The 22,632-nt window shown below is 72.9% G+C and carries 16 protein-coding genes; 6 read left to right on the forward strand and 10 right to left on the reverse strand.

What is annotated here, in order from left to right:
- Positions 1 to 95: 95 nt before the first annotated feature.
- Positions 96 to 929, reverse strand: coding sequence for an aldo/keto reductase (locus tag D7147_RS22090; RefSeq protein ID WP_120680732.1), 834 nt, complete (start codon positions 927 to 929; stop codon positions 96 to 98).
- A gap of 215 nt (positions 930 to 1,144) precedes the next feature.
- Between D7147_RS22090 and D7147_RS22095 the strand changes: the two genes are divergently transcribed.
- The 4 genes from D7147_RS22095 (at position 1,145) to D7147_RS22110 (ending at position 7,420) form a co-directional block, all read left to right on the forward strand.
- Entirely contained in the window at positions 1,145 to 1,906 is a 762-nt protein-coding gene (locus tag D7147_RS22095; protein WP_120680734.1) for a hypothetical protein, read from the forward strand.
- 115 nt (positions 1,907 to 2,021) lie between these two features.
- Entirely contained in the window at positions 2,022 to 2,990 is a 969-nt protein-coding gene (locus D7147_RS22100; protein WP_120680736.1) for a hypothetical protein, read from the forward strand.
- A 137-nt stretch (positions 2,991 to 3,127) separates the two neighbouring features.
- On the forward strand, positions 3,128 to 6,469 hold the full coding sequence (locus D7147_RS22105; protein ID WP_120681098.1) for an ATP-binding protein: 3,342 nt from the start codon (positions 3,128 to 3,130) through the stop codon (positions 6,467 to 6,469).
- Positions 6,470 to 6,751: 282 nt separating this feature from the next.
- Entirely contained in the window at positions 6,752 to 7,420 is a 669-nt protein-coding gene (locus tag D7147_RS22110; RefSeq protein ID WP_120681100.1) for a hemerythrin domain-containing protein, read from the forward strand.
- Positions 7,421 to 7,559: 139 nt separating this feature from the next.
- On the opposite strand, the gene D7147_RS22115 is transcribed toward D7147_RS22110, so the two are convergent.
- The 5 genes from D7147_RS22115 to D7147_RS22135 all read right to left on the reverse strand — a co-directional run bounded on the left by D7147_RS22115 (position 7,560) and on the right by D7147_RS22135 (position 12,738).
- Positions 7,560 to 8,597 carry an SEC-C domain-containing protein gene (locus D7147_RS22115; RefSeq protein ID WP_120680738.1) on the reverse strand — a complete coding sequence of 346 codons (1,038 nt, stop codon included), beginning with the start codon at positions 8,595 to 8,597 and terminating at the stop codon, positions 7,560 to 7,562.
- A 206-nt stretch (positions 8,598 to 8,803) separates the two neighbouring features.
- Positions 8,804 to 9,631: an SDR family oxidoreductase gene (locus D7147_RS22120; RefSeq protein WP_120680740.1), complete on the reverse strand. Its 828-nt coding sequence runs from the start codon at positions 9,629 to 9,631 to the stop codon at positions 8,804 to 8,806.
- Between the two features lie 186 nt (positions 9,632 to 9,817).
- Entirely contained in the window at positions 9,818 to 10,471 is a 654-nt protein-coding gene (locus D7147_RS22125; protein ID WP_120680741.1) for a response regulator, read from the reverse strand.
- Positions 10,468 to 11,685, reverse strand: a complete 1,218-nt coding sequence (locus tag D7147_RS22130; protein WP_325050678.1) for a sensor histidine kinase — start codon at positions 11,683 to 11,685, stop codon at positions 10,468 to 10,470. Before D7147_RS22130 ends, D7147_RS22125 begins: the two co-directional genes overlap by 4 nt.
- Before the next feature lie 78 nt (positions 11,686 to 11,763).
- Positions 11,764 to 12,738, reverse strand: coding sequence for a hypothetical protein (locus D7147_RS22135; RefSeq protein ID WP_120680743.1), 975 nt, complete (start codon positions 12,736 to 12,738; stop codon positions 11,764 to 11,766).
- A gap of 288 nt (positions 12,739 to 13,026) precedes the next feature.
- Here D7147_RS22135 and D7147_RS22140 point away from each other — a divergent pair, with 288 nt between their 5' ends.
- Positions 13,027 to 15,096 (forward strand): hypothetical protein, encoded by a 2,070-nt coding sequence (locus D7147_RS22140; protein WP_120680745.1) that lies wholly within the window; start codon positions 13,027 to 13,029, stop codon positions 15,094 to 15,096.
- A gap of 59 nt (positions 15,097 to 15,155) precedes the next feature.
- On the opposite strand, the gene wrbA is transcribed toward D7147_RS22140, so the two are convergent.
- From wrbA to D7147_RS22160, 4 genes are all read right to left on the reverse strand, one after another.
- Entirely contained in the window at positions 15,156 to 15,755 is a 600-nt protein-coding gene (gene wrbA / locus D7147_RS22145; protein ID WP_120680747.1) for an NAD(P)H:quinone oxidoreductase, read from the reverse strand.
- A 200-nt stretch (positions 15,756 to 15,955) separates the two neighbouring features.
- The gene (gene nhaA, locus D7147_RS22150) at positions 15,956 to 17,266 is read right to left on the reverse strand and encodes a Na+/H+ antiporter NhaA (protein WP_120680749.1); all 1,311 of its coding nucleotides are present in this window, start codon (positions 17,264 to 17,266) and stop codon (positions 15,956 to 15,958) included.
- A 361-nt stretch (positions 17,267 to 17,627) separates the two neighbouring features.
- Positions 17,628 to 19,127: an MFS transporter gene (locus D7147_RS22155; protein ID WP_120680752.1), complete on the reverse strand. Its 1,500-nt coding sequence runs from the start codon at positions 19,125 to 19,127 to the stop codon at positions 17,628 to 17,630.
- Positions 19,128 to 19,529: 402 nt separating this feature from the next.
- A complete protein-coding gene (locus D7147_RS22160; RefSeq protein WP_120680754.1) occupies positions 19,530 to 20,105 on the reverse strand; it encodes a helix-turn-helix domain-containing protein in 576 nt (191 codons plus the stop codon).
- Between the two features lie 424 nt (positions 20,106 to 20,529).
- On the opposite strand from D7147_RS22160, the gene D7147_RS22165 reads away from it, so the two are divergent.
- Entirely contained in the window at positions 20,530 to 22,392 is a 1,863-nt protein-coding gene (locus tag D7147_RS22165; protein ID WP_120681105.1) for an ABC transporter ATP-binding protein, read from the forward strand.
- The last annotated feature ends 240 nt before the right edge of the window (positions 22,393 to 22,632 follow it).

Here is a 22,632-nt window from a genome sequence, read left to right on the forward strand (position 1 = left end):
GTCACGGCCTTGATCGCTCATGCAGTTGGTGGAGCTGCTACTGCAACGGCCGGCGTCGTCGGCCCCAGGGCAGCACCGGCAGGGAGATCCTGCCGTCAGAACTCCTCGTACACCGCCGGATCCTGGTCCGCGAGGCGCCCGTCGGGGCGACCCAGCGCGGTGATGGCAGCGATCTCGGCGTCGGTGAGCTCGATGCCGAAGATGTCGAGGTTCTCCTGCTGCCGCTTCGGCGACGCGGCCTTCGGCAGCGGGATCACCTCGCGGGCCACGTGCCAGGCGAGGATGGCCTGCGCCGGAGTGACGCCGTGCGCGGCCGCGATCTCGGCGATGGTCTGGTTGTCCTGCAGGTCGTTGCCCCGACCGAGCGGACTCCACCCCTGCACGAGGATCCCGTGCGCGCGGTGGTAGTCGAGGGCCTCCTGCTGCGGGAAGTAGGGGTGGATCTCGATCTGGTTCACGACCGGGGCGACGCCGGTCTCCGACAGCAGCCGGTCGATGTGCTCGGGCAGGAAGTTCGACAGGCCGATGTGCCGGACGAGGCCCCGCTCGCGCGCCTCGATCAGGGCGCGCCACGCCTCCACGTAGAGGTCGACCTTCGGGTTGGGCCAGTGGATCAGGTACAGGTCGATCTGGTCGCGGCCGGTGCGGTAGACGCTCTCCTCGATCGTGGTCAGTGCCTCGGCGTAGCGGTGGTGTCGTCCCGGCAGCTTCGAGGTGACGATCAGCTCGTCGCGTACGGCGGCGGCGCGCGCGGCGCGACCCACCGCCCCCTCGTTCTCGTAGTTGACCGCGGAGTCGAGGAGCCGGTAGCCGGCCTGGATCGCCTGACCGATCGACTCGACCCCGTCGGAACCGGTCAGCCGGTAGGTGCCCAGACCGATCGCCGGCAACGAGGTGCCGTCGGCGGCGGTGAGATGCGGAATCGCCATCGTTGAGGTGCCTTCCCTTCGAGCCTGGTCGGCCGGTCCGGGTGGCCGCCCCGCCGGGTGGCCCGGTCGCCGGTTGCCGGCCACCGTGACCCTACCGCCCGCCGGTGACCTGGTCGGGCCGCAGGTGACAGCTCCCCGCCAACGCGTTCCGGTCCGGCTCCGCCGGGCGGGGCGGGCCGACGACGTCGGGATCGACAGGCGCTATCGTGCGCCGCGTGGTCGACGGCTTCGTGTACGCCAACAATGAACCGGACCATCCGCTGGCGGGCGCGCAGGTGGGCGCCCGGGTCCGGCTGCCGTCGTTCGACCCGCCGTGGATCGTGCTCCACCACCGGCTCGACGCCGTACGCCCGGCGCGCTGGCCGGGCCGGCTGTTCCGGGTCCGGAGCGTCCCCGCGGAGACCGAGGAGGAACGGGTCGCCCTCGAAGGCGCCGGGTGGAACCTGCGCGCCGACGCGAGCTACCGGCGGGTCTTCGCCGTCGACGTCCTGGCGGAGCTCTCCCCCGCGCTCCTGTTCGGCCCGAACGGAGCCGCCGTGGTGGAGGTCCTGGACCGGGCCGACCGGCTCACCGAAGTCGTCGCCCGTGACCTGGCCGCGGCGCGACATCCGGGGGCCGCCGGCGCGTACCGCCGTGCCTGGGAGCGCTGGTTGAGCGGCCAGCCCAACGGCGCCGCCTACCGCGACGGCGATCACTCCGGGGTGCTCGCGGTGCCCGGTGCCGGTCCCGCCGGGTCCCCGATCGGTAGCGGTTTCGCCGCCATCTCGATATGCGTGACAGCAAGCGCCCGGCAGCGCGCCGGGTCGGCCGCCTTCATCTTCGACGAGGACGACGACGAGGAGCTCCTCGTGGAGCCGTGGAGCACGGCCGGCGCGGCCCTGATCGAGGCGGCCATGGCACTCGGTGCGCCGGAGCTGGTCGACGAGGCGGACCGGGCGACGCTCACGGCGGCCTGGCGGGCGATCCGCCGCCCCTGAGCGCCTCGGCCGCCGCCACGCCGGGTAGCCGCGGCGGGGCGCGAACTCGGTGTCCGGCCACGGGAACCGGGGCCGGCCGTCGCCCGTCTCAACGGTCGGGAACGAAGGAGGCCGGATGTTCGTGCGTACGGTCGGCGGCCGGGTAGCGGTCGTGCTCGTCGGTCTGGCGTTGGTGGGCTGCGCCCCTGTCGAGCACGGCCCGGCGGTGGAGAGGGCGGCGGGTGATCCGGCGGGGCGCTGGAGCTCGTGTGTCGAGGTCGCTCCGGAGACGGCGACGGTGGGCTTTCTGGTCACGGCTCCGGACGCGGGCGCGCTGCCCCGACTCGACGACGACTTCACCCCGGTCGCGGCGGTCGTCTGCGGGCAGGAGACGCAGCAGCGTCCCGACGGCGGTCAGGACCGGGTGCTCACGGAACGTCGTACCGAGGAGGTGGACGCCCTCACCGCCGCGCTCCGCCTGGCGGACGAGCCGCCCACCAACGGGCTCTGCACCACGGAGATGCCGATTGCCCCCTGGCTCGTACTGGTCGACGCCGACGGCCGCTGGGTCCGTCCCGGCCTGCCGCTCGACGGGTGCAGCAAGCTCCGGGCCGAGGTACGCGACGCGCTCGCCGCACTTCCGATGACCACCGTCTCGACCCGGACCGTAGCCGAGTTGGTCTCGGCCGAGGCGGCCGCGGCGGGCTGCAGTCAGGAGTGGAAGGACGTGATCGCGCTGGAGACGACGGTGAACCCCGGCGCCCCGCGCGAGGCGCTACCGGAGCCCCTCCCCACCGGCCGGCAGATCCGCCTCTGCGTCTACGAGGTGCGCAAGAGCGAGCCGGGCACCGGCAACTTCGTACACGGCACGGTGCTGCCGCCGCAGCGCGGCGCGGCGATCGGGCGGGCGCTGCGGGAAGCCAGGCCGGTGGCGGTCTGCACCGAGCAGGCCAGCCGCTTCGCGCTGCTCTGGGCCACGACCGGGGAGGACCCGCAGACGTACGTCGAGCTCGACGGCTGCCACCGGGTCATGGTGGTCCGGGTCGACGGTTCGGTGCTGGCGCAGGGCGACGCCGCCCTGGCGAAGCTGATCGACGAAGGGTGATCCTCCGCCGCCCCCAGGGGCACGGTGGACGCTTCGCTGTCAGGTCACATCTTCGGTGACGTGGCTGACCTCCCCCGGCGGGAAGGTCCTGGACCCGGCACGCCGCCGATACGATCGACCCCGTCATGCTGCTGCGGGTGCTCGGACCTCTCGAGGTCGAGGTCGACACGGGCGGAACGGTCGACCTCGGTGGCCCCCGCCAACGTGCCGTGCTCGCGCTGCTGCTCTCGGCGCGCGGTGAGGTCGTCCCCGTCGGCCGGATGATCAACGATCTGTGGCGGGGTGCGCCGCCACCCCGGGCGATCGCCTCCCTCCAGGCGTACGTGTCGAACCTGCGTCGCCTGCTGGAGCCGGATCGGGAGCGTCGGGTACCGGCCCGGGTGCTGGTGACCGCACCGCCCGGCTACGCGCTGCGGGTGAGCGCCGACGCCGTCGACGCGGGACGGTTCGAGACGATGCTCGCGCAGGCGCGTTCGGTCAGCTCGGCGGATCCGGGCCGGGCCCGCCTGCTGCTGGGCGGGGGTCTCGACCTGTGGCGTGGCCCGGCGTACGCCGAGTTCGCCGGAGAACCATGGGCGCAGCCGGAGGTGACCCGGCTGGAGGAGCTGCGCTTCGCCGCTCGGGAGCTGCTGCTCGACGCGACGCTGCGCTCCGGCGCGGCGGCCGAGGCAGCCGCGGAGGCGGAGGTGTTGACGAGGCAGGCGCCGCTGCGCGAGGAGAGCTGGCGGCTGCTGGCGTTGGCGTTGTGGCGCGCGGGTCGGCAGGGGGACGCGCTCGCCGCGCTGCGGCGGGCCCGGGAGGTCCTGGCGGAGGAGCTGGGCCTGGATCCGGGCCCGGCGCTGGTCCAGTTGGAGCTGGCCATCCTGGGTCAGCGTGTCGACCTCCTTCCGTCCGGCACGCCGGAGCCCGGAACACCGGCGCCGCCGCCCGGCGAGGCGGCCGCCGCGCCGACCGGGGCAGACGCGTCCATCCGGCCGGAGCCGCCGACACTGCGTCCCGCCGGCTCCGACGAGCTGTTCATCGGGCGGGAGGCGGAGCTGGCCACCCTGCGGCGGACCGCCGCCGAGGCGCTGGTCACCGGACCCCGGATCGCGCTGGTCAGCGGGGAGGCCGGCGCCGGCAAGACGAGCCTGCTCGCCCGCTTCCGGGCCGAGCTGGCCAGCCAGGGCTGGCTGGTCGTGGTGGGCCGCTGCCCGGAGGTCGAGGGTGCGCCACCGGCCTGGGCGTGGGTGGAGGCGCTGCGGCAGCTCGCCGGGGAGGCACCGCCGGGTGATCTCGCCTCGACCCTCGCCCCGCTGCTCGGCGAGGGTGAGTTGGGCGGGGACGTGGCCGCCGGCCGGTTCCGGTTGCACCAGGCCGTCGTCGCCTGGCTGCGTGCTGCGGCCGCCCGCCAGCCGATCGCCGTCGTCCTCGACGACCTGCACGCCGCCGACGACGAGACGCTGCTGCTGGTACGCAGCGTCGTCGAGCTGGCCGACGGCGCTGTGCTGTTCGTCGCGGCGGCGCGGCCCGCCGACAGTCGCGAGCGGCTCACCGAGACCATGGCCGCGCTGGCCCGCCGGACCCCACGCCGGATCAACCTCGGCGGTCTGTCGCCGGCCGAGGTCGAACGGCTGGTCGGCAGCGTCGCCCGCACGAGCGTCGACGCGGGAACAGTCGCCGCGCTGGCCGAGCGCACCGGCGGTAACCCGTTCTACGTCCGCGAGTCGGCACGGTTGCTCGCCGCCGAGGGCACGCTCGTGGCGACCTCGGAGGTGCCGGAGGGGGTACGCGACGTGCTGCGTCGGCGCCTCAACCGGCTGCCGCCGCCGGCGGTGGCCGTGCTGCGGCTCGCGGCGGTCGTCGGGCGGGAGGCGGACGTGGCGACGCTCGTGGCGGCCGCCGACACCGACGAGGCCGCGCTCGTCGAGGCGTTGGAGGCCGGGTTGGCTGCCGGGCTGCTCACCGAACCGGCGCCCGGGCGGGTGCGGTTCGTGCACGGCCTGGTCCGCGACACCATCTACCAGGACCTGTCCCAGTTGCGGCGGGTTCGGATGCACGCCCGGGTCGCGGCCGTGATCCGCCGGCTGCGTCCGGGTGACTATCCGGCCCTGGCCCACCATTACGCCCGTTCCGCCTCGCCCGAGACCGCGCCGCTCGCCGTCGACTACGCGGTCCGCGCGGCGGAGCTGGCGCAGCGGCGGTTCGCCCACGACGCGGCGGCGGAGCTGCTCAGCCGTGCGGTGGACGTCGCGGAGGCGATCAGCGGGGACCGGGACGCGCTCCGGGTCGACCTGCTGGGCCGGCTGCTGCGCGCGCAGGCTCGGGCCGGAGCGTTGACCGCCGCCCGGCGGAGCCGGGCCGAGGTGGTCGACGTCGCGGTTGCCTCCGGACGGGACGAGCTGCTCGTCGCGGCGTTCACCGCGTGGACGGTGCCCACGCCGTGGCTCACCCGCCCGTATGGCGTGGTGGACCGGCGGATCGTCGACCTGCTGGCCCGGCTGCTGCGCCGGGGCGACCTGGAGCCGACGGTTCGTTGTCGGCTGCTGGAGGCGTTGACCGTCGAGCTCGACGGCGAGGCGGACCCACGCGGTCCGGAGGCCGGCCGGGAGGCGCTGGCGATTTCGCGTGGGCTGGCCGACCCGGAGCTGCGCGCCCTCGGGCTGGCCGCCCGGGTCCGTACCCTGTCGTACGAGCTGGCGGCAACGCAGCGGCGGGAGCTGGCCCTGGAGCTGCGCGACCTCGCCGACGAACACGGCCTCGTGGCGTACCGCTGGCTGGCCGAGCAGGTGATCGGGCAGGCCGCGGCCGCGCTGAACGAGCCGGCGGAGGTACGCGCCAGCGTCGCCCGGCAGGGGGCGATGGCGCGCGCGTACCAGCTCAACGAGGCCTGGGCGATCCACCTCACCTCACAGGGCGGTCTCGCGCACGTGGCCGGTGACTTCGCCCTGGCGCAGCGGTACTACGACGAGGCCGCGACCGAGATGCGGCGGCAGGGCTCGCTGCACGGGGAGAGCCTCGACTACTTCGCCCGCGCGATCCTGCTGCTGGGCCAGGGGCGCCTCGGCGATTATCTGGACGCGACCCGGCGGGCGCGCGAGACGTTCGGGGCGATCGTCGACGACCTGCTGGCGCTGGCCCTGATCGAGAGCGGTCGGGCCGACGAGGCGCGGGCCATGCCGCTCGGTCAGCACTCCTACCGTCCCGACTACTTCCGCTCGCTCCTGCTCACGGTGCGCGCGCTGGTCGTGGTGGCGTTGGAGCGCCGGGACCTGGCGCAGTCGGTGATCGACGGCCTGCTCCCGGTACGCGACCAACTCGCCGGCTTCTCCACCACGACCTTCGTGGCGCGCCCGGTCGCGCTGACGCTCGGGGAGCTGTTCCGTCTGCTCGGGCGCACCGAGGAGGCGACCCGGCACTTCACGCTCGCGGCCACGGTCGCCCGCCGGTGGGGCGCGCCACACTGGCTGGCCGAGGCGACGGCCGCGTCGACCGCCTGACGCCGGTGCGGGCCGCGGCCTGCCCCCAGCCGGGACGTCCCCGTTCGCCGGGGTGATCGGGGCCGGAGACGACCGGCTCCTGCGGGGGCCTGCCGCCGGGCCGTTGGTGGATTCCAAGCCGGTTGCAAGTGGCGCCGGGAAGGATCAACTGGTCTGTGCCTGTCGCGGTCACCGACCTTCGGCGCGGTCGCGCCACGGGTCGGGCGAGCCGAGGCGGGCACGGGGTGAAGACAGTCGAATTCCTTCCGAAAGGTCGCCGTGAACCGGAACCACAACGAAGCCATGGCCGACATCCGCGACATGTTCATGGCGCACACCATGCTGCGTCGCGAGTTCAGCCTGCTTCCGCAGCTCGTGCGCGGTGTCGCCGCCGGGGACACCCGGCGCGCCGCCGTCGTCGGCGAACACGCCGAGCTGCTGTGCAACATCCTGCACCGGCACCACGAGGGCGAGGACCTGGAGCTGTGGCCGCGGCTGCACGAGCGTGCCGGCGCGGCGGCCGAGGCCATCGTCGCGACCATGGAGGCGCAGCACCACGCCATCGAGGAGGCGCACGCGGAGGTGGTCGGGCTGCTGCCCGGCTGGCGGAGCACCGCCCAGGGCGGCACCGAACTCGCCGACGCCCTGGAGCGCCTGCGTGTCGCGCTGATCGAGCACATGGCCATGGAGGAGACGGAGATCCTCCCGTTGGCGGAGAAGTACGTGACCGCGGCGGAGTGGAAGAAGCTCGGCGAGCACGGGATGGCGAGCACCCCGAAGAAGGACGTTCCGCTGGCCGTGGGCATGGTCATGTACGAGGGGGACCGCGAGGTGGTCAACGAGGTGCTCGCGGACGCGCCGCTACCGATCCGGCTGCTCATGCCGATCATCGGGCGGCGTCGTTACGCCGCGCACGCCCGGCGGGTCCACGGAACGGCCACGCCGCCGCGCATCGGCGCGGGAACGCGCTGATCTCCGCCTCCGCGGGATCGCGGTAGGGACGTCGGGCGGCCCGGACGGGAGGGGCGCGCCCGCCGCCTCGTCGTCGCAGTCCCCGCTGCGGGTCCGAGTCGGGACCCGAATCCGCAGCGGGGGACGGCGGGGCTGCTGCTCAGCCGCGCGAGCGCGGCAGGCAGCACTTCTTGTACTTCAGGCCGGACCCGCACCAGCAGGTGTCGTTGCGCTCCGGCGGCCAGGAGATCCGCGCGTCCGAACGCGTCGACAGCTCACCCGCGTACCCGACCCGGGTCTGCCGGTCCGTCGGGTCGCCGTCCTTCCGGTCGGCGTAACCGGTCAGCCCGGCCACCGACGCGCGCAGCACGTGCAGACCGGTGCCGCCGGCGTCGGCCTGCCGAACCAGCTCCTTCTCCAGCCGGGCCCGGTGCGCGTCCCAGTCCGGCCCGTACGTCTCGGTCAGCGCGGCCTGCTCGCCGAGCAGGCGGTCGAACTCGGCCTGCGGGAAGAAGAGCAGGTCGGTCTCCCCGCTCTGCTGGGCGCGCTGGACGAGCTGCGCCTCCAGCCGGTCGGACAGGTCGTCGTTGCGGTCGTGCGGCAGGTTGAGGTTGCGGCGTACCCGGTGGCGCTGCTGGAGCAGGAAGAACGTCACCCCGGGCGCCTCGGGTGGGCCGACCTCCACCACCGGTTCGGTGGAGGTGATGGCCTGGGCCTCCGCGGCTGCCGCGGCGCGCTGGCCGAGCAGGGTGTCGAGGGCCGCGCTCAGCCACTCCTCGGAGGTCTTCGCCCGGCCGCCGGTCTCCAGCGCGGCGCTCAGGTACGCGGGGGCGTCGGGCTGCTCGGTCAGCAGGGGGCGCAGGGCGGTCAGCTCCGCCATCGCCTCGTCGTCCCGCCCGCCGGTGCGGAACAGGATCCGGGCCCGCACCGCCCGGGCGATCCCGGCCTTCGGGTCGTCCGGGGAGGGGTACGCGGCGGCGGCCCGGTCCGCGTAGCGCAGCGCGGCGTCGAGCCGCGACCGGATCTCGGCGATCTCGGAGGCGAGGGTCAGCGCATCCCCGGCGCTGTCGGGCTCCGCCAGTCGGCCCTGCTCCACGGCGTCGGCCAGGTCACTGGCGATCCCGAGCGGGTCGGCCGCCCCGAGCGCGGTGCGGCGGAGTTCGGCGAGGTCGGCGGTCGTGATCACGTCTTTCGGCACGATCTCACGGTACGTCCGTTACGGCCGCGCCCGCCGCATGATCACCTGTTACGCCGCTCTCACGGCGGGTCCGCCGGGAGCCGGCTCTCGGCGGGTCTTCCGGACAGCGGGGACCGTCGGGGCGTCCCGATCGTGGTGCCGCCGGCCGGACGTCCGCAAGATCGGTGACCTTGACGTCGGGAGCGGCCGGCGGGCGGTGCCGTGGATCAGGCGAGCCGGTGGTGGCCGGCCTTGACGACCTGGTCGTACTCGCTGCGACGGGCGTCGTACGAAGCCTCCAGGAAAGCCTCCGTGTCCGGTCCCACCGGCAGGCGCAGCGGCGGCGTCTCCAGGCGGCTGAGCCGCCACACCACGTCGGCGAAGAGCTCCGGCGGGTTGATCTCCGCGTTGCTGTTCATGGCGCGCAGCGCGCCGAGCATGCCGTCGCTGACCGGCGTGTAGTCGGCGATCCGGGTCTCCGCGATCGCCAGGTTGGCGCTGTAACCGGTGGCGAAGCCGCCCGGCTGCAGGATCGTCACCTTCACCCCGACGTGACCGGCCTCGGCGGCGAGCGACTCGGCCGCGCCCTCCAGCGCGGATTTGCTCGCGTTGTACGCGGCGAGACCGGGGAAGGGCACCGTGCCGGCGACCGAGCTGACGAAGATCGCGTGACCGGCGCCCTGGGCCCGCCACAGCGGCAGCACCGCCCTGGTCAGCCGCCACGGCCCGAACAGGTTCGTCTCGAACTGCCCGGCGAGCTCCGCGTCGGAGACCTCCTCGAAGGTGCCGAACTGCCCGTACGCGGCGTTGTTCACCAGCACGTCTACGCCGCCGAACGCGCCGACGGCCCGCTCGACCGCTGCGGCGCACTGCGCCGGGTTCCGTACGTCCAACGCCGCCGTCACCAGGTTGCCGGGGTACCGCGCCGACAGGTCGGCCAGCGCCTCCGGCCGTCGCGCCGTCGCCACCACCTGCTCGCCCTCGGCGGCGAGCCGGGCCACGAGGGCCTGACCGAGCCCGCTAGAGCATCCCGTGACCAACCAACGCTTCGTCATCGCTCCGACCCGCCCATCCGCTCGGTGACCTTCCGGTAGCAGAGTGTCAGCGTCGGTGGCCGAGGTGAAAGGGAGGGGCGCTGTCACCAACCGGATTCGTCGGGTATCCGCCGCCGTCGCACACACCGGCCCCGATGCGTCGCGGCCTCGACGCCGCGCCGGTCCCGGCCCGGGCCGCGCGGCGGTTCAGTCCTCGACGACCGGGCCGGACTGCGCGGCGAGCAGCGCGAGCCGGATCCGGTTCGTCGCGCCCGTCTTGGCCAGCAGGCTCGTCACGTGGGTCTTCACGGTGGTCACCCCGAGGTGCAGCCGATCAGCTATCTCCCGGTTGGACAGTCCGGCGCCGATGCAGGCGAGCACCTCCCGCTCGCGGGCCGTCACGGTCGCCGGCAGCGACGGGGCCGGGGCGTCGCCGAGCCGTGCCCGTACCGCCTGATCGACGAGGCGGCGCAGCACCGTCGGGCTGAACGGCGTCTCGCCGGCCGCCGCCTGACGGATCGCGGCGAGCAGCTCGTCCGGGGAGGCGTCCTTGACGAGGAAGCCGCAGGCGCCGGCGGCGAGCGTGGGGAAGAGGTGGTCGTCGTCGTCGAAGGTGGTCAGCACCAGCACCCGGACGGCGGGCCGGCTCGCGTGGATCCGCGCCGTCGCCGTGGTGCCGTCGACCAGCGGCATCCGCAGATCCATCAGCACCACGTCGGGTGCGACCTGCTCGACCAGCCGGATCGCCTGCTGCCCGTTCTCGGCCTCACCCACCACCGTCAGATCCGGCGCGGAATCGCAGAGCATGCGCAGGCCCGCGCGGACCAGGCGCTGGTCGTCGACGATCAGCACCCGGATCACCGGCCCGCTCCCGCCGGCAGGATCGTGCGCAACCGCCAACCCGGGCCGTCCGGCCCGGCGACCAGGCTGCCGCCGAGCAGCTCGACCCGCTCCCGCATCCCGATCAACCCGTGCCCGGCCTCGACCACCGTCGGGCCGGCTTCGGCGCGCCGTCGGCCCTCACCGTCGTCGCCGCCCCGCCGCGGACCGGCGTCCTCGCTGCCGCCTCCGCCGTCGTCGCTGACCTCCCAGTGCACGTTCCCGTCGCGCATCCGCACGCACACCCGTGCCCGTGCCGCCGGCCCGGCGTGCCGGGCCACGTTGGCCAGCCCCTCCTGCGTCAGCCGGAGCACCGCCAACCCGCGCACGGCGTCCAAGGTCGCCACCTCCGGGTCGATCGCCGCCTCCACCGTCAGGCCGCCCTTCACGGCTCGGCACACCGCCTCCGCGAGCGCCTCGGGCAGCGCGCCCGGCTCGATCGGCACGTACCCCGCACCGCCGTCGGCCAGGGCGGGGTTGCGCAGCACCGCCACCAACCGGCGCAGGTCGGCGAGGGCGGTGCTGCCGCTGGCGTGCAGGTCGTCGAAGACCTCGGCGACCCGCGGGTCGGTGCCGCTCAGTACGTGCCGGGCGACCCCCACCCGGAGCACCATCGACGCGACGTGGTGCGCCACCAGGTCGTGCAGCTCACGAGCGATGGCGGCGCGTTCACCGGCCCGCGCCGCCCGCGCCTCGACGGCCACCCGCTGCTCGGCCTGCCGGGCGAGCCGGTGGCTGGCCCGGACGTTCAGGCCCACCAGCAGGGGCACCCCCACCACGACGGTCACGCCGTACAACCAGGTCGGCAGGCCCGACGGCAGTTCGTGCGCCGAGTCGACGAGGTAGCCGACGAGCAGCGCGCCCGCGCCGACCGCCACCTGTCGCATCGGCGCCCGCAGGGTCAGCTCCAGGGCCGCCCAGGTGGCACCCACCTGGGGGACGATCGGCTCGGCCTGACCGAGCCAGCCCGCCGCGGCGAAGACCAGCGCCGCGCCGAGCGCGGCCGGGAACGGCCACCGCACGCCGACCGGGGACACCGCGAGGGCGGCCGCCGCGAGCGCCCAGTCGACGGGGGAGTAGGGGCCGTCGGCGACCGGGCGGAACAGCAGGTAGCCGACGCCGCTCAGGGCCAGCAGGGACAGCCGCAGCCAGGCGTACCGGTCGTCGAAGAGTCGCGACACCCAGCGAATGAGCACCACGTCAGCGTAGGCCCGTCGCAGCGGCGGCGGGGAGAGCGCCGCGTCGGCCGGGCTCGACGCTCCGGGGTGCGCGGTTCACGCGTACACCTTCGGCGGCTCGTCCCGGGTCGACGGTGCCGGGGCGGGCCGGCGCAGCGCCAGCAGGACACCGACGGCCGTGACCGTGGCGAGCACCCCGGCCGCGACCAGCGTCGCGGCGTCCGGGTGGATCAGCGCCTGACCGCGCAGCGCCTGCCAGGTCACCAGCGCGACCAGGCCGGCGTACGCGATCGCGGCCACCACGGTCAACCGGAGCCGGACCCGGTCGTCGCGCAGCCGGGGGAGACGCCCGGCCAGCGCGCCGAGGGCGATCGCGAGCAGCGGCAGCATTTGCAGGGCATGCATCCCCACGAAGTGTGGGATCCGCAGGTCGCCGCCGGTGGTGCTCCAGCCGGTGATGGGCATACCCGGTCCGCCGTCGGGGACACCGACGCTGTGCGCCCCCACGAGGGTGACCGGGTCGGCGGCCTCCTGTGCGGGGGTCGGAATCACCATCAGGTAGCCGAGCCCCATTCCGGCGAGCGCGATGAGCAGGCCCAGGCGCAGGGTCCAGGTGGTCACCGGATCGGGCAGACGCTGGAACATCAGCAGTACGGCGAGGACCAGTGAGGCGGTGTACAGCACGGCGATCAGCAGCGCCATCAGCCCGAAGATCGCGGCGTCCAGTGTGGTGGCGACGTTGAAGTGGCTCTGCCGGCCGCGGCCGGCCTGCATCGCGATCAGCCCCACCTCGATGAAGCCGGTCACGGCGACCACGTTCCCGGCGCACCAGCCGATCCGCCGGCCGCGCCGCATCAGCGAGATCAGCCAGGCCAGCGTCACGAGGTAGATGAAGAGCGAGACGGCGAATTTGAACGGCTTCAGCCAGATCGGCGCCCCGACCAGCACCCGGTCGTCGACGATCAGGCCGACCAGGGAGACGAGCCCGAGCGCCACCATCGTGGCGGCCACGAACATGAGCGGACGGTGCCAGCGGTAGGCCTGCCGCAGCGAGATCGGTGAGTACGTCATGCTCTAACGGTCGCGGAGTCAGCCCCTTCGAGCGCCCGCCCGCGGTCCCGGCCGCCGGCCCGCGGGACGAGTCGGCCTCCTCCCACGGTAGGAGGAGCCGAGCCTCGGCCGGGCCTTCGACTCTTTCGACCGTCCTCTGTGAACCTTCGACCGGAGATGCGGACCCCTAGACTTGGCGCCCGGCAGCCTGCCTCGATCGCACCTGCTTCCTGGGTCACCTCCACCGGGCCGGTGCAGTCGACGTGCTGGACGGAGACCGGCGATGATGACCGAGGGACTGGAGGCGGCATGGGTTCGGAGCCGATGGAGTCGTTCCACAACTTCTGCCTCAGCTTGCACAACACCCCGTTGCCGGGGAAGGGCACCGAGGCCTTCGGGATTCCACTCAGGACAGGTGAGAGCTTCTTCGTTCCGCCGATGCTCCTGGAGAAGGACGACCAGCCGGAGCCGCTGGTGACGCTGGTCTCCGCCCGGGGCGCCGCCGGGAAGAGCACCACCGCGTTCGAGCTGGCGGCGCGGATCGACGCGCCGCTCTGGCGGCTGGACCTGGACAAGGCAGTGGGCGCGACGTCGCTGGAGTACGCGCTCGGGCGCTACCTGGGCACACACGACGTACGGGCCGAGCTGGACGGGCGGCAGCGCCCCATCGTCGTCATCGACTCGCTCGACGAGGCGCGGGCCCGGGTCTCCGGCGTGTCCTGGACCGAGTTCATCGGGTCGCTCGGTGACCTCGCGGAGCAGGGCCTGCGCTACGTCCTGTTCGGGCGGGAGCGCACGCTGGAGGACATCTGGGTCACCCTGGGCGACCTCGATCTTCCGGTGGCCTGGTGGGAGATCTCGCACTTCGCGGCGTTGCAGTGCGCCGACTACGTCGACGGCGTGGTGAAGCGCCGTGACCCGCAGACCGACTGCGCCGCCGCGGAGTACGGTGCCGCGCGCGACGCGCTCATCGCATCGCTGCGCGGGGCGGCCGAGGGCGCCTACGCCGACGCGTTCGTCGGCTACGCGCCCGTCCTCGACGCCGTCGCGGCGATGCTGATCAGGCGGCCGAACTTCCTGCAGATCCGGCGACGGTTCGAGGACGCGGGCCCGCAGGCGGAGGGGCGGATCGCGCTCCTGCGGGACATCCTCGACAACCTGCTGAAACGGGAGCAGCTCAAGATCAAGCCACTGGCGGAGGAGCTCGGGGCGGACGCCACCCGCACGTACACCCCTCGGGAGCAGATCCGCTGGCTCTGCCACTTCCTGGACGGAGCCGAACCGCCCGACCTGTCGTACCTGCCGAGCGCGAACACTCGGCAGGAATACGTCAAGCGGATCTCGACGTTCGGCGCGGAGCATCCGTTCCGGGCGGAGCACAACTGGGCGAGCCCGGTCTTCGAGGCGTACGTGGCGTCGGTCGAGTTCGACGGTTCGGTCTTCTCCCCGGAGCGGATCGTCGAGATCGGGCACGCCTCCGGGCTGCTGCTCGACTTCGTCGGGGCGCGCAGCGACCAGCTGATCAGCGAGTCGCAGTTCGCGGCCCTGCACGCCTCCATCATGGCCTCGGAGTGGGCCGAATCGATGACCAGCATCAGCGTCGACGAGGTGTCGGAGGACGTCTACGAGGTGACCTTCGCGATCAAGCGGGGTCCCGAGCGGCCGCACGTCACCCGCTTCGACCTGATGCCGGAGGCGGCCGGCGTGCTGCAGATCCTCGGCCCGCTCGCCGAGCTCTCGGTGCGCAGCCGCGGCACCGTCGCCGTGCCGGGGAAGCCACAGGGCACGGTGCTCGGCCCGGATCTCTTCGTGCACGCCGCCGCGGTGCGGTTCGAGGGGCCCGCGCTGGAGTTCGCCCGGCGGTCGGAGGCGGAGACCCGGGGTGGCGACAACGACGCCTCGGTCGTGATCGAGGTGTACGAGTCGTTGCAGCTTCCGCCCACCTCGACCCAGCTTCCGCCGGCGTCCGATCTCGAGCTGCGGGTGCCTCCACAGCTCAAGCTGGGCCACCCGTGGTACGAGTATCGGGCCGAGTCGGAGCCGGTCGACGAGGCGAGCCCGGACCAGAAGGTCATCCGTTTCCTGAACAAGCTGATGAACCTCACCCGCAACCACGGTCACTCCGGTGAGCGGGGGGTGTTCATCAAGAAGTTCGAGGGTCGGCAGCCGTTCACGCCGACGGATTTCAGCGTCGCGCTCACCGCCCTGGTCGACGCGAATGTCGTGCGGATCGAGAACGACATGGTGTTCTTGAAGATGGAGTGGGAGCCGTACCGGTACAACGGCAAGGCCCTACAGGGTCAGCGGCAGTTGACCGACGTGCTGGACGCCTGGGGTCCGGTGATCCAGTCGATCGAGCAGCGGGTGTCGGGGAGGTAGGCGACCGTGCGCGTGGCGCCCGGCCCGGGTTGCCGGGAGCCGGGCGCCACGCGGGCGGGTCAGGCGGAGAGCTTGCCGGCGAAGGTGACGACCCGCTCGGCCATGTGGTCGAGCGCGGCGAGCTGGGCGTCGCCCAGCGGAGCATCGTTGTTGCCGCCGGTGACGTGCGAGACGCCGTACGGGTTGCCGTCGGCGAACTTCACCGGGTCGGTGTAGCCGGGGGGAACGATCAGACCACCGAAGTGGTACATCGTGTTGTAGAGGGCGAGCAGCGTCGACTCCTGGCCGCCGTGGGCGGTCATGGTCGAGGTGAAGCCGGCGTACACCTTGTTGGCCAGCAGGCCCTGGCTCCACTGCGGGCCGAGGGTGTCGAGGAACTGCTTGAGCTGGCTGGAGACGTTGCCGTAGCGGGTCGGGGTGCCGAAGAGCACCGCGTCGGCCCAGACGACGTCGTCGGCGGTCGCCTTCGGCTCGTTCTTGGTGGCGTCGAAGTGCTGGCTCCACGCGGCGTTGGAGGCGATGGCCTCCTGCGGGGCGAGCTCCGGAACCTGACGCAGCCGAACCTCGGCGCCGGCCTTCTCGCCGGCCTCGGCGAGCCGCTTGGCCATGCTGTGGATGGTGCCGGTCGAGGAGTAGTAGATGACGGCGAGCTTAGTCATCGAAGAAGTCCTTTCATTGGATAGTTGCCGACGCTATATTTGCGCCAGCAACAATCACGGAGTCTAGCCGACATACCCGGTGCCGTACCTGTCGGCCCGGAGGTCGCCCGGGTGAGGAGCAGCACGTTCCGGAGGAGTACCCGGGACCGTCGCCGGAACTCGGGGCGGCGGCGCCGAGGGGCCCGATCGGGCCGCGCCGGTCAGGTCAGGCCGGGCCGCCCCTGGTAGACGTCCGGCACACCGTCCGCGTCGCTGTCGCGCTCCTCGATCGTGCAGAGCCGCCGGTAGTGGCGGTTGCGCACGCGCAGGACGACGGTGGCCAGCAGCGCCGCGATCACCGACCCGAGCAGTACGCCGATCTTGGTGTGGTCGTCGCGCTCGCTGCCGGTGCCGAACGCCAGCTCACCGATGAGCAGCGACACGGTGAAGCCGATTCCGGCCAGCAGCGCCAGCCCGAACACGTCCCACCAGTCGATTCCCTCGGCGAGCCGGGCCCGGCTAAACCGCTGCACCAGCCAGGTCGCGCCGAAGACGCCCACGGCCTTGCCGACGACCAGCCCGACGATCACCCCCATGGCGACCGAGTCGCTCAGCGTCGCGCCCAGCCCGCCCGCGCCCGCGATCGACACCCCGGCGGCGAAGAACGCGAAGACCGGCACGGCCACGCCCGCGGAGAGCGGGCGGAACCGGTGCTCGAAGTGCTCCGCCAGGCCGGGACCGGGCCCCGGCTTGCGGCGCAGCACCGGCACGGTGAAGGCGAGGGCCACCCCGGCGACCGTGGCGTGCACCCCGGAGGCGTGCACGAGGGCCCAGGTCACCACGGCCAGCGGCAGCAGTAGCCACCAGGAACGGACGCGCCGCTGCACCAGGACCCCGAACGCCGCCAACGGTACGAGCGCGAGCAGCAGCGGCCCGAAGTGCAGCGAACTGGTGTAGAAGATCGCGATGATCACGATGGCGAGCAGGTCGTCGACGACCGCCAGGGTCAGCAGGAACGTCCGCATCGCGGCCGGAAGATGCGTGTTGATCACCCCGAGCACGGCGAGAGCGAACGCGATGTCCGTGGCCGTCGGGATCGCCCAGCCGGCCAGCGCACCGTCTCCGGCGCGCGCGTTGAAGATCGTGTAGATCACCGCCGGCACCGTCATGCCGCCGAGCGCCGCAGCGACCGGCAGTACCGCCCGTCGGGGTTCGCGGAGGTCACCGGCGACGAACTCACGCTTGAGCTCCAAGCCGGCGACGAAGAAGAAGATCGCCAGGAGGCCGTCGGCGGCCCACTGCGCCAGCGACAGGTCCAGGTGCAGTCCGGCCGGGCCGACCTCGAGGTCGCTGATCTGCCGGTACCCCTCCGACCAGGGCGAGTTTGCCCAGACGAGGGCGATCACGGCGGCCGCCAAGAGCAGGATCCCGCCCACGGTCTCGGCGCGCAGGATGTCGCCGATCCGGCGTACCTCCGGCCAGCTGCCGCGGCTGAGCAGGCGCGGCGTGCGGTCGGCGGGGGGCATGGCCATGCGGAACTCCTCCGGCTGGGGTCGCTGAATCAACCGCCGACCAGACTTCCCGGCACACCTGTCTCCACCCTACCCGGCAGCGATCATCGGCCCCGGTCGACCGTGACCGGAGGCCTCCGCGATCGCCGGGGGACGCGATGTCCCATAGGCTGCTGACGCCTATCGACCGAAGATCCTCCGTGAAAGGTCGCCGATGGAGATCAAGCCCTGGCACATCGCCGCACTGCTGGTCGTCCTCGCCGCTGTCGGCTTCGTGGCGTGGATCGTCACCGCGTTCAAGCAGGGCAACCGAGAGGACTGAGGGTTCGGCCCAGGTGCCCACCCGCGTTCTGATGGGCGGGCACCCGACAGTGGCGAGACGTCACGGAGCCAGGGGCGAGGCCGATCCACCGGCGTCCTGGTTCGCGCCCCCTTCCCGGGCGGCCCTGCCGCGCAGGACGGTGAGGCTGACGGCGGTGGCGGCGATGAAGAGGACTCCGGCGGCGAGGAACGCGGAGCGGTACCCGGCCAGGTACGCGCCGAGTCGATCGGTCGGGTCGTCGCCGAGACCCGAACGCGTGGTGATGGTGTAGAAGGTGTTGAGCAAAGCCACCCCGAACGCCCCGCCCAGCTGCTGCGTGGCGTTGAGCACGGCGCTCGCGACGCCGGCGTCGGCCGGGTCGACGCCGGTCAGGGCGGCGCTGTTCATCGGGGTGAAGACGAGTCCGAGGCCCACGCCCATGAGCAGTTCGGGCAGGAGCGCGCCGCCCAGCCAGGCGGGCGATCCGTCGATCGTGGTCAGCAGGAACATGCCGACCGTCGCCAGGGCCATGCCGGTGACCATGAGCGGTTTCGGGCCGGTGCGCGGCAGGAGCGCGGGCATCGCCAACGCCATGAGGATGATTCCGGCGGTGAAGGGCAGGAAGGCGAGCCCGGCCTCGATCGGCGAGTAGCCCAGGTTGACCTGCAGGTAGTAGGTCAGGAACAGCAGCATGCCGAACATGCCGGCGCCGGCGAGAACGGCGGTGGCGAACGAACCGGCGCGGTTGCGGTCGGTCAGCACGCGAAGCGGCAGCATCGGATGGTCGGTACGGGCCTGCCGGAGCACGAAGCCGATCAGCAGCGCCAGTGCGGCGCCGAGGGTGAGCAGCGTGCTGGGGCGCAGCCAACCGCCGTCGCCGGCGATGGTGAAACCGACGACCAGGGCCACCGAGCCGGCCGTGGCCAGCACCGCGCCGAGGATGTCGTAGCGGCGGTCGCCGGTGACGCGGCTCTCCCGGACGGTGGGGACGGCGCCGAGGATGGCGAGCACCGCGATGGGGACGTTGATGAACAGGCACCACCGCCAGTCGAGGTATTCGGTGAGGGTGCCGCCGAGCAGGAGTCCGATCGCGCCGCCGAGTCCCTGCACCGCGCCGTAGACACCGAACGCGCGGGCCCGTTCGGCCGGGTTGACGAAGGTGACGGTGACCAGGGAGAGCGCGGCAGGCGCGAGCGCCGCGGCGAAGATGCCCTGGAGCGCGCGGGCGGAGACGAGCATGGCGGGGTTGGCCGCGAACCCGCCGAAGGCGGAGGCGACGGCGAAGCCGGCCAGGGCGACCAGCATGGTGCGTTTGCGGCCGAGCACGTCGGCGAGGCGGCCACCGAGCAGGAGCAGGCCGCCGAAGGTGACCGCGTAGGCGGTGACCGCCCAGTGCCGGTTCGCGTCGGAGATGTGCAGCGACTCCTGCGCCCGCGGTAGGGCGATGTTGATGACCGAGGCGTCCAGCACCACCATGAGAGTGGCGAGGGCGATGACCCCCAACGCGAGCCATCGGCGTGGATCGGGGTGCTCGGCGGTGCTGCGCGGGGGGTGGCCCGCGGTCGTCGGGTGCACGGACATCAGAGACGTTCCTTCGGATGAGGAGAGCCGTCGGGACGCGCCTCGTGGGCAGCGTCGAACGGCTCGGGATCGAGCGGGTGGAGTGGACGGCGGTCGGCCGTGGGCGTGCGGCTCCGCCGGCGGGACGGCCGGAGGGCGGGACGCTCAGGAGGCTGCCTCAGCTCTCGAGCGGTCTCCGTGGCCGGCTCGCGCCGTACGTCGTCGGGGTGGTGGCGATGGTCCGGCGGACGGTCTCCGTCAGGTCGGCGGCCCCGCGGGTACGACGGTGTGTCGCCGGTGACGGCGCGTCGGGATCCGCGCGGCGTTGCGGCGATCGCTGTTCACGCGCCCTACTGTCCGCGCCGGCGCGCACGTCCGCAAACAGCTTTGCTGATCCTGCAAACGCCGGCCGTGGGCCGGGCCTTACGAGTCCCGGATGTGGATGCGCTCGCCCTGCGGGCTGAAGAGCGCGATGATCTCGACGGGCTGCGGGCCGGCGCTGGCGATGCTGTGCGGGGTGCGGGTGTCGAACTCCGCCGCCTCGCCCGCCGTGAGCGTGGTGAGGCTGTCGCCGAGCGCGAGGTGCAGCGTCCCGCTGAGTACGTAGATCCACTCGTAGCCCTCGTGGACCCGCTGCCCGATCCGCTTCTCCTCCTGGCGCGGCGGAAGGATCAGCTTGAACGCCTGCACGCCCGAGGCGTCGCGGGTCAGCGGGATGTAGATCATCCCGTCCCGACGGACGGGCTTGGGGTGGATCCGGGGATCGCCGGACTGGGGCGCGCCGACCAGATCGTCGAGCGGCACCCGGTACGCCTTGGCGAGGGGGAGCAGCAGGTCGAGCGAGGGCCGGCGAACGCCGGACTCCAGCCGGGAGAGGGTGCTCACCGAGATGCCGGTGCGTTCGCTGACCTCCGTGAGCGTCAGCCTGCGTCGGGTCCTCAGGTGCCGCAGGCGCGGTCCGACCCCGGCCAGCGCGGCGTCCACGTCCTCGTCGGTCATCTCGTATGCACCTGCTCTGTTGCGGAGACGGCAAGTCTACTTGCGGCCCGGCCCGCCCTGGGCGGGGCGGCTTCGTCGCCTTTCGGTCATCGGACGCCTGGGAAACGGGCCGGCGTTGACACGTCTGTTCGACACGCCGATAACTGCGTGACTCGATCTGGTTGCGGAACGTAGGCTTTTCGGCGCGCGGATCCCCCCGCCGACCCCCGCAACGACCTCTCCGGCCTCCGCCCCGATCGCCACGGCCCGTGCGATCGGTGACGCCTCATGTCCGAAACCGCCCTACCGCAACGTCGAGCGCCACCCGCCGATCGAGGAGGCTGCCGTGGAGACCGTGACCCGCCCGCCCGACTCCCCCGTCCAGGAGGAGAGCCCCGACCCCGACACCGAGCCGGTCCTGCCGGAGCTGCAGGACCCCGACTGGATGCACCACGCCCGTCAGGTCGCCCAGACGGGATTCTGGGCGGTGGCCCGTCGGCTGCCCCGCATCGTCCGGGAGGCCATCGGCGTGGCCTGGGCGACCAACCGGTTCGACACGGTCGCCTCGCTCGGCCTCAACATCGCCGCCGGCGTCATGACCACCTTCGGGCTGCTGGCCACCACCAGCGTGCTCACCAAGCTCTTCGCCGCCGGCCCCACCCCGGACCGGGTCCGCGCCGCCCTACCGGCGCTGCTCCTCGCCGCGGCGGCCATCTCGGCCCGCGGCGGACTGACCATCGCCGCCGGCTGGGCGCAGGCCCGGCTGATCCCGCAGATCAACTACCGGGTCGAGCTGCGCATGTTCGAGGCCACCACCGCCGTCGACCTCGCCGCGTTCGACGACGCCGGCTTCGCCGAGGAGATGGACCGGGCCCGCAATCGCGGCCTGCGCGAGGCCGCCGCGATCGTCGACGGCACCGTCAACCTGGTCACCGGAGTCGTCGGCGTGCTCGCCACCGCCGCCGCGGTCACCGTCATCCAGCCGATCCTGCTGCCCTGCCTGCTCCTCGCGGCCGTGCCGCAGGCGACGACCGCGGTGCGGATGGCCCGCCGCCAGTACCTGAACCTGCTGGGCCGCATCACGCGCCGCCGTCGCATGTGGATGCTGGCCAACCTGATGGCCAACCGGCGCTCCGCCGTCGAGGTCCGGACGTACCAGATGCGCGCGTACCTCCTCGACGAGTACCGGCGGATGATGCGGGCCGAGACCCGCGCCGACTTCGACCTGGTCCGCGCGCAGACCATCACCCGGATCTTTGGCGCCTCCATCGCCGGGCTGGCCACCTTCGCCGTCTACGCCGTGCTCGGTAGCCTGCTCCTGGCCGGCTGGGTCGCCCTCGCCGCCGCCGCGACCGCGTTGCTGGCGTTGCAGGCCGCGCACGCCAGCCTCAGCATGGCCGTCTTCGCCACCAACTCGCTCTACGAGGACGCCCTCTACTACCAGGACTACCTGGACTTCATCGACCGGGCCCGGCTGCGCACCTCGCCTGCGGGTGGCAGGTCGACCACCGGCTTCGACACCATCGAGCTCGACGGGGTCAGCCTGAGCTATCCGGGCACGGAGACCCCCGCGGTCGACGAGGTCAGTCTGAGCCTGCACCGTGGTCAGGTCGTCGCGCTCGTGGGCGAGAACGGGTCCGGTAAGACCACCCTCGCCAAACTCGTCGCCGGTCTGTATCGGCCGACCTCCGGCGTCATCCGCTGGGACGGCACCGACACCGCCGAACTCGACAGGGACGGCCTCGCCGCACACGTCGCCGTCATGAGCCAGGACTGGTGGAGGTTCCCGTTCACCGCGCGACAGAACGTCCTCATCGGCCGCTACGACCGGGCACCGCACTCGTCGGGGCCGAGCGTGGAGGACGCCGCGCGGGCCACCGCCGCGCACGAGATGATCATCGACCTCCCCTACGGGTACGAAACCCTCCTCGACCGCGAGTTCAAGGACGGCCAGGAACTCTCCGGCGGCCAGTGGCAACGGCTCGTCGCCGCTCGCAGCATCTACCGGCACGCCCAGCTCCTGGTCTGTGACGAGCCCTCCGCCGCCCTCGACGCGCGCGCCGAGCACGCCATGTTCCAGAACCTGCGCCGCCACCCCGACCGGCTGGTCATCCTCATCACCCACCGGCTCGCCAACGTCCGGCACGCCGACCAGATCTTCGTCATGCGCGACGGGCGGCTGATCCAGCAGGGCGACCACGACCAGCTGATGGCCCAGGACGGCCTCTACCGTGAACTCTTCGACCTGCAGGCCGCCGGCTACCTGGCCGGGCCCTCGTCGCGGGCGGCGGCCGGGCCGGCCTCCTGAAGCCGGGAAGGTGAGCGGTGCCGACCGCCGGACACGGCCTGGGCGCCGATCGACACCGATATCAAGGAAGTCGGGGTGTCCCGCTCGGCGGGACACCCCGACTTCCTTGAAGACGTGCGACTCCGACTCGGCTCGGCGGGCCCACCCGGGCCGAGATGTCTGCCGCCGAAAGGCTTTCGCAAAGATTTCAGGCGCACGGGCGGCGCGCAATCTACCGCTTGGGCGCGGGCGTAGTGCCCA

Origin of the sequence: Micromonospora musae, from assembly GCF_003626545.1 — a bacterium.
Lineage (GTDB): Bacteria > Actinomycetota > Actinomycetes > Mycobacteriales > Micromonosporaceae > Micromonospora > Micromonospora musae.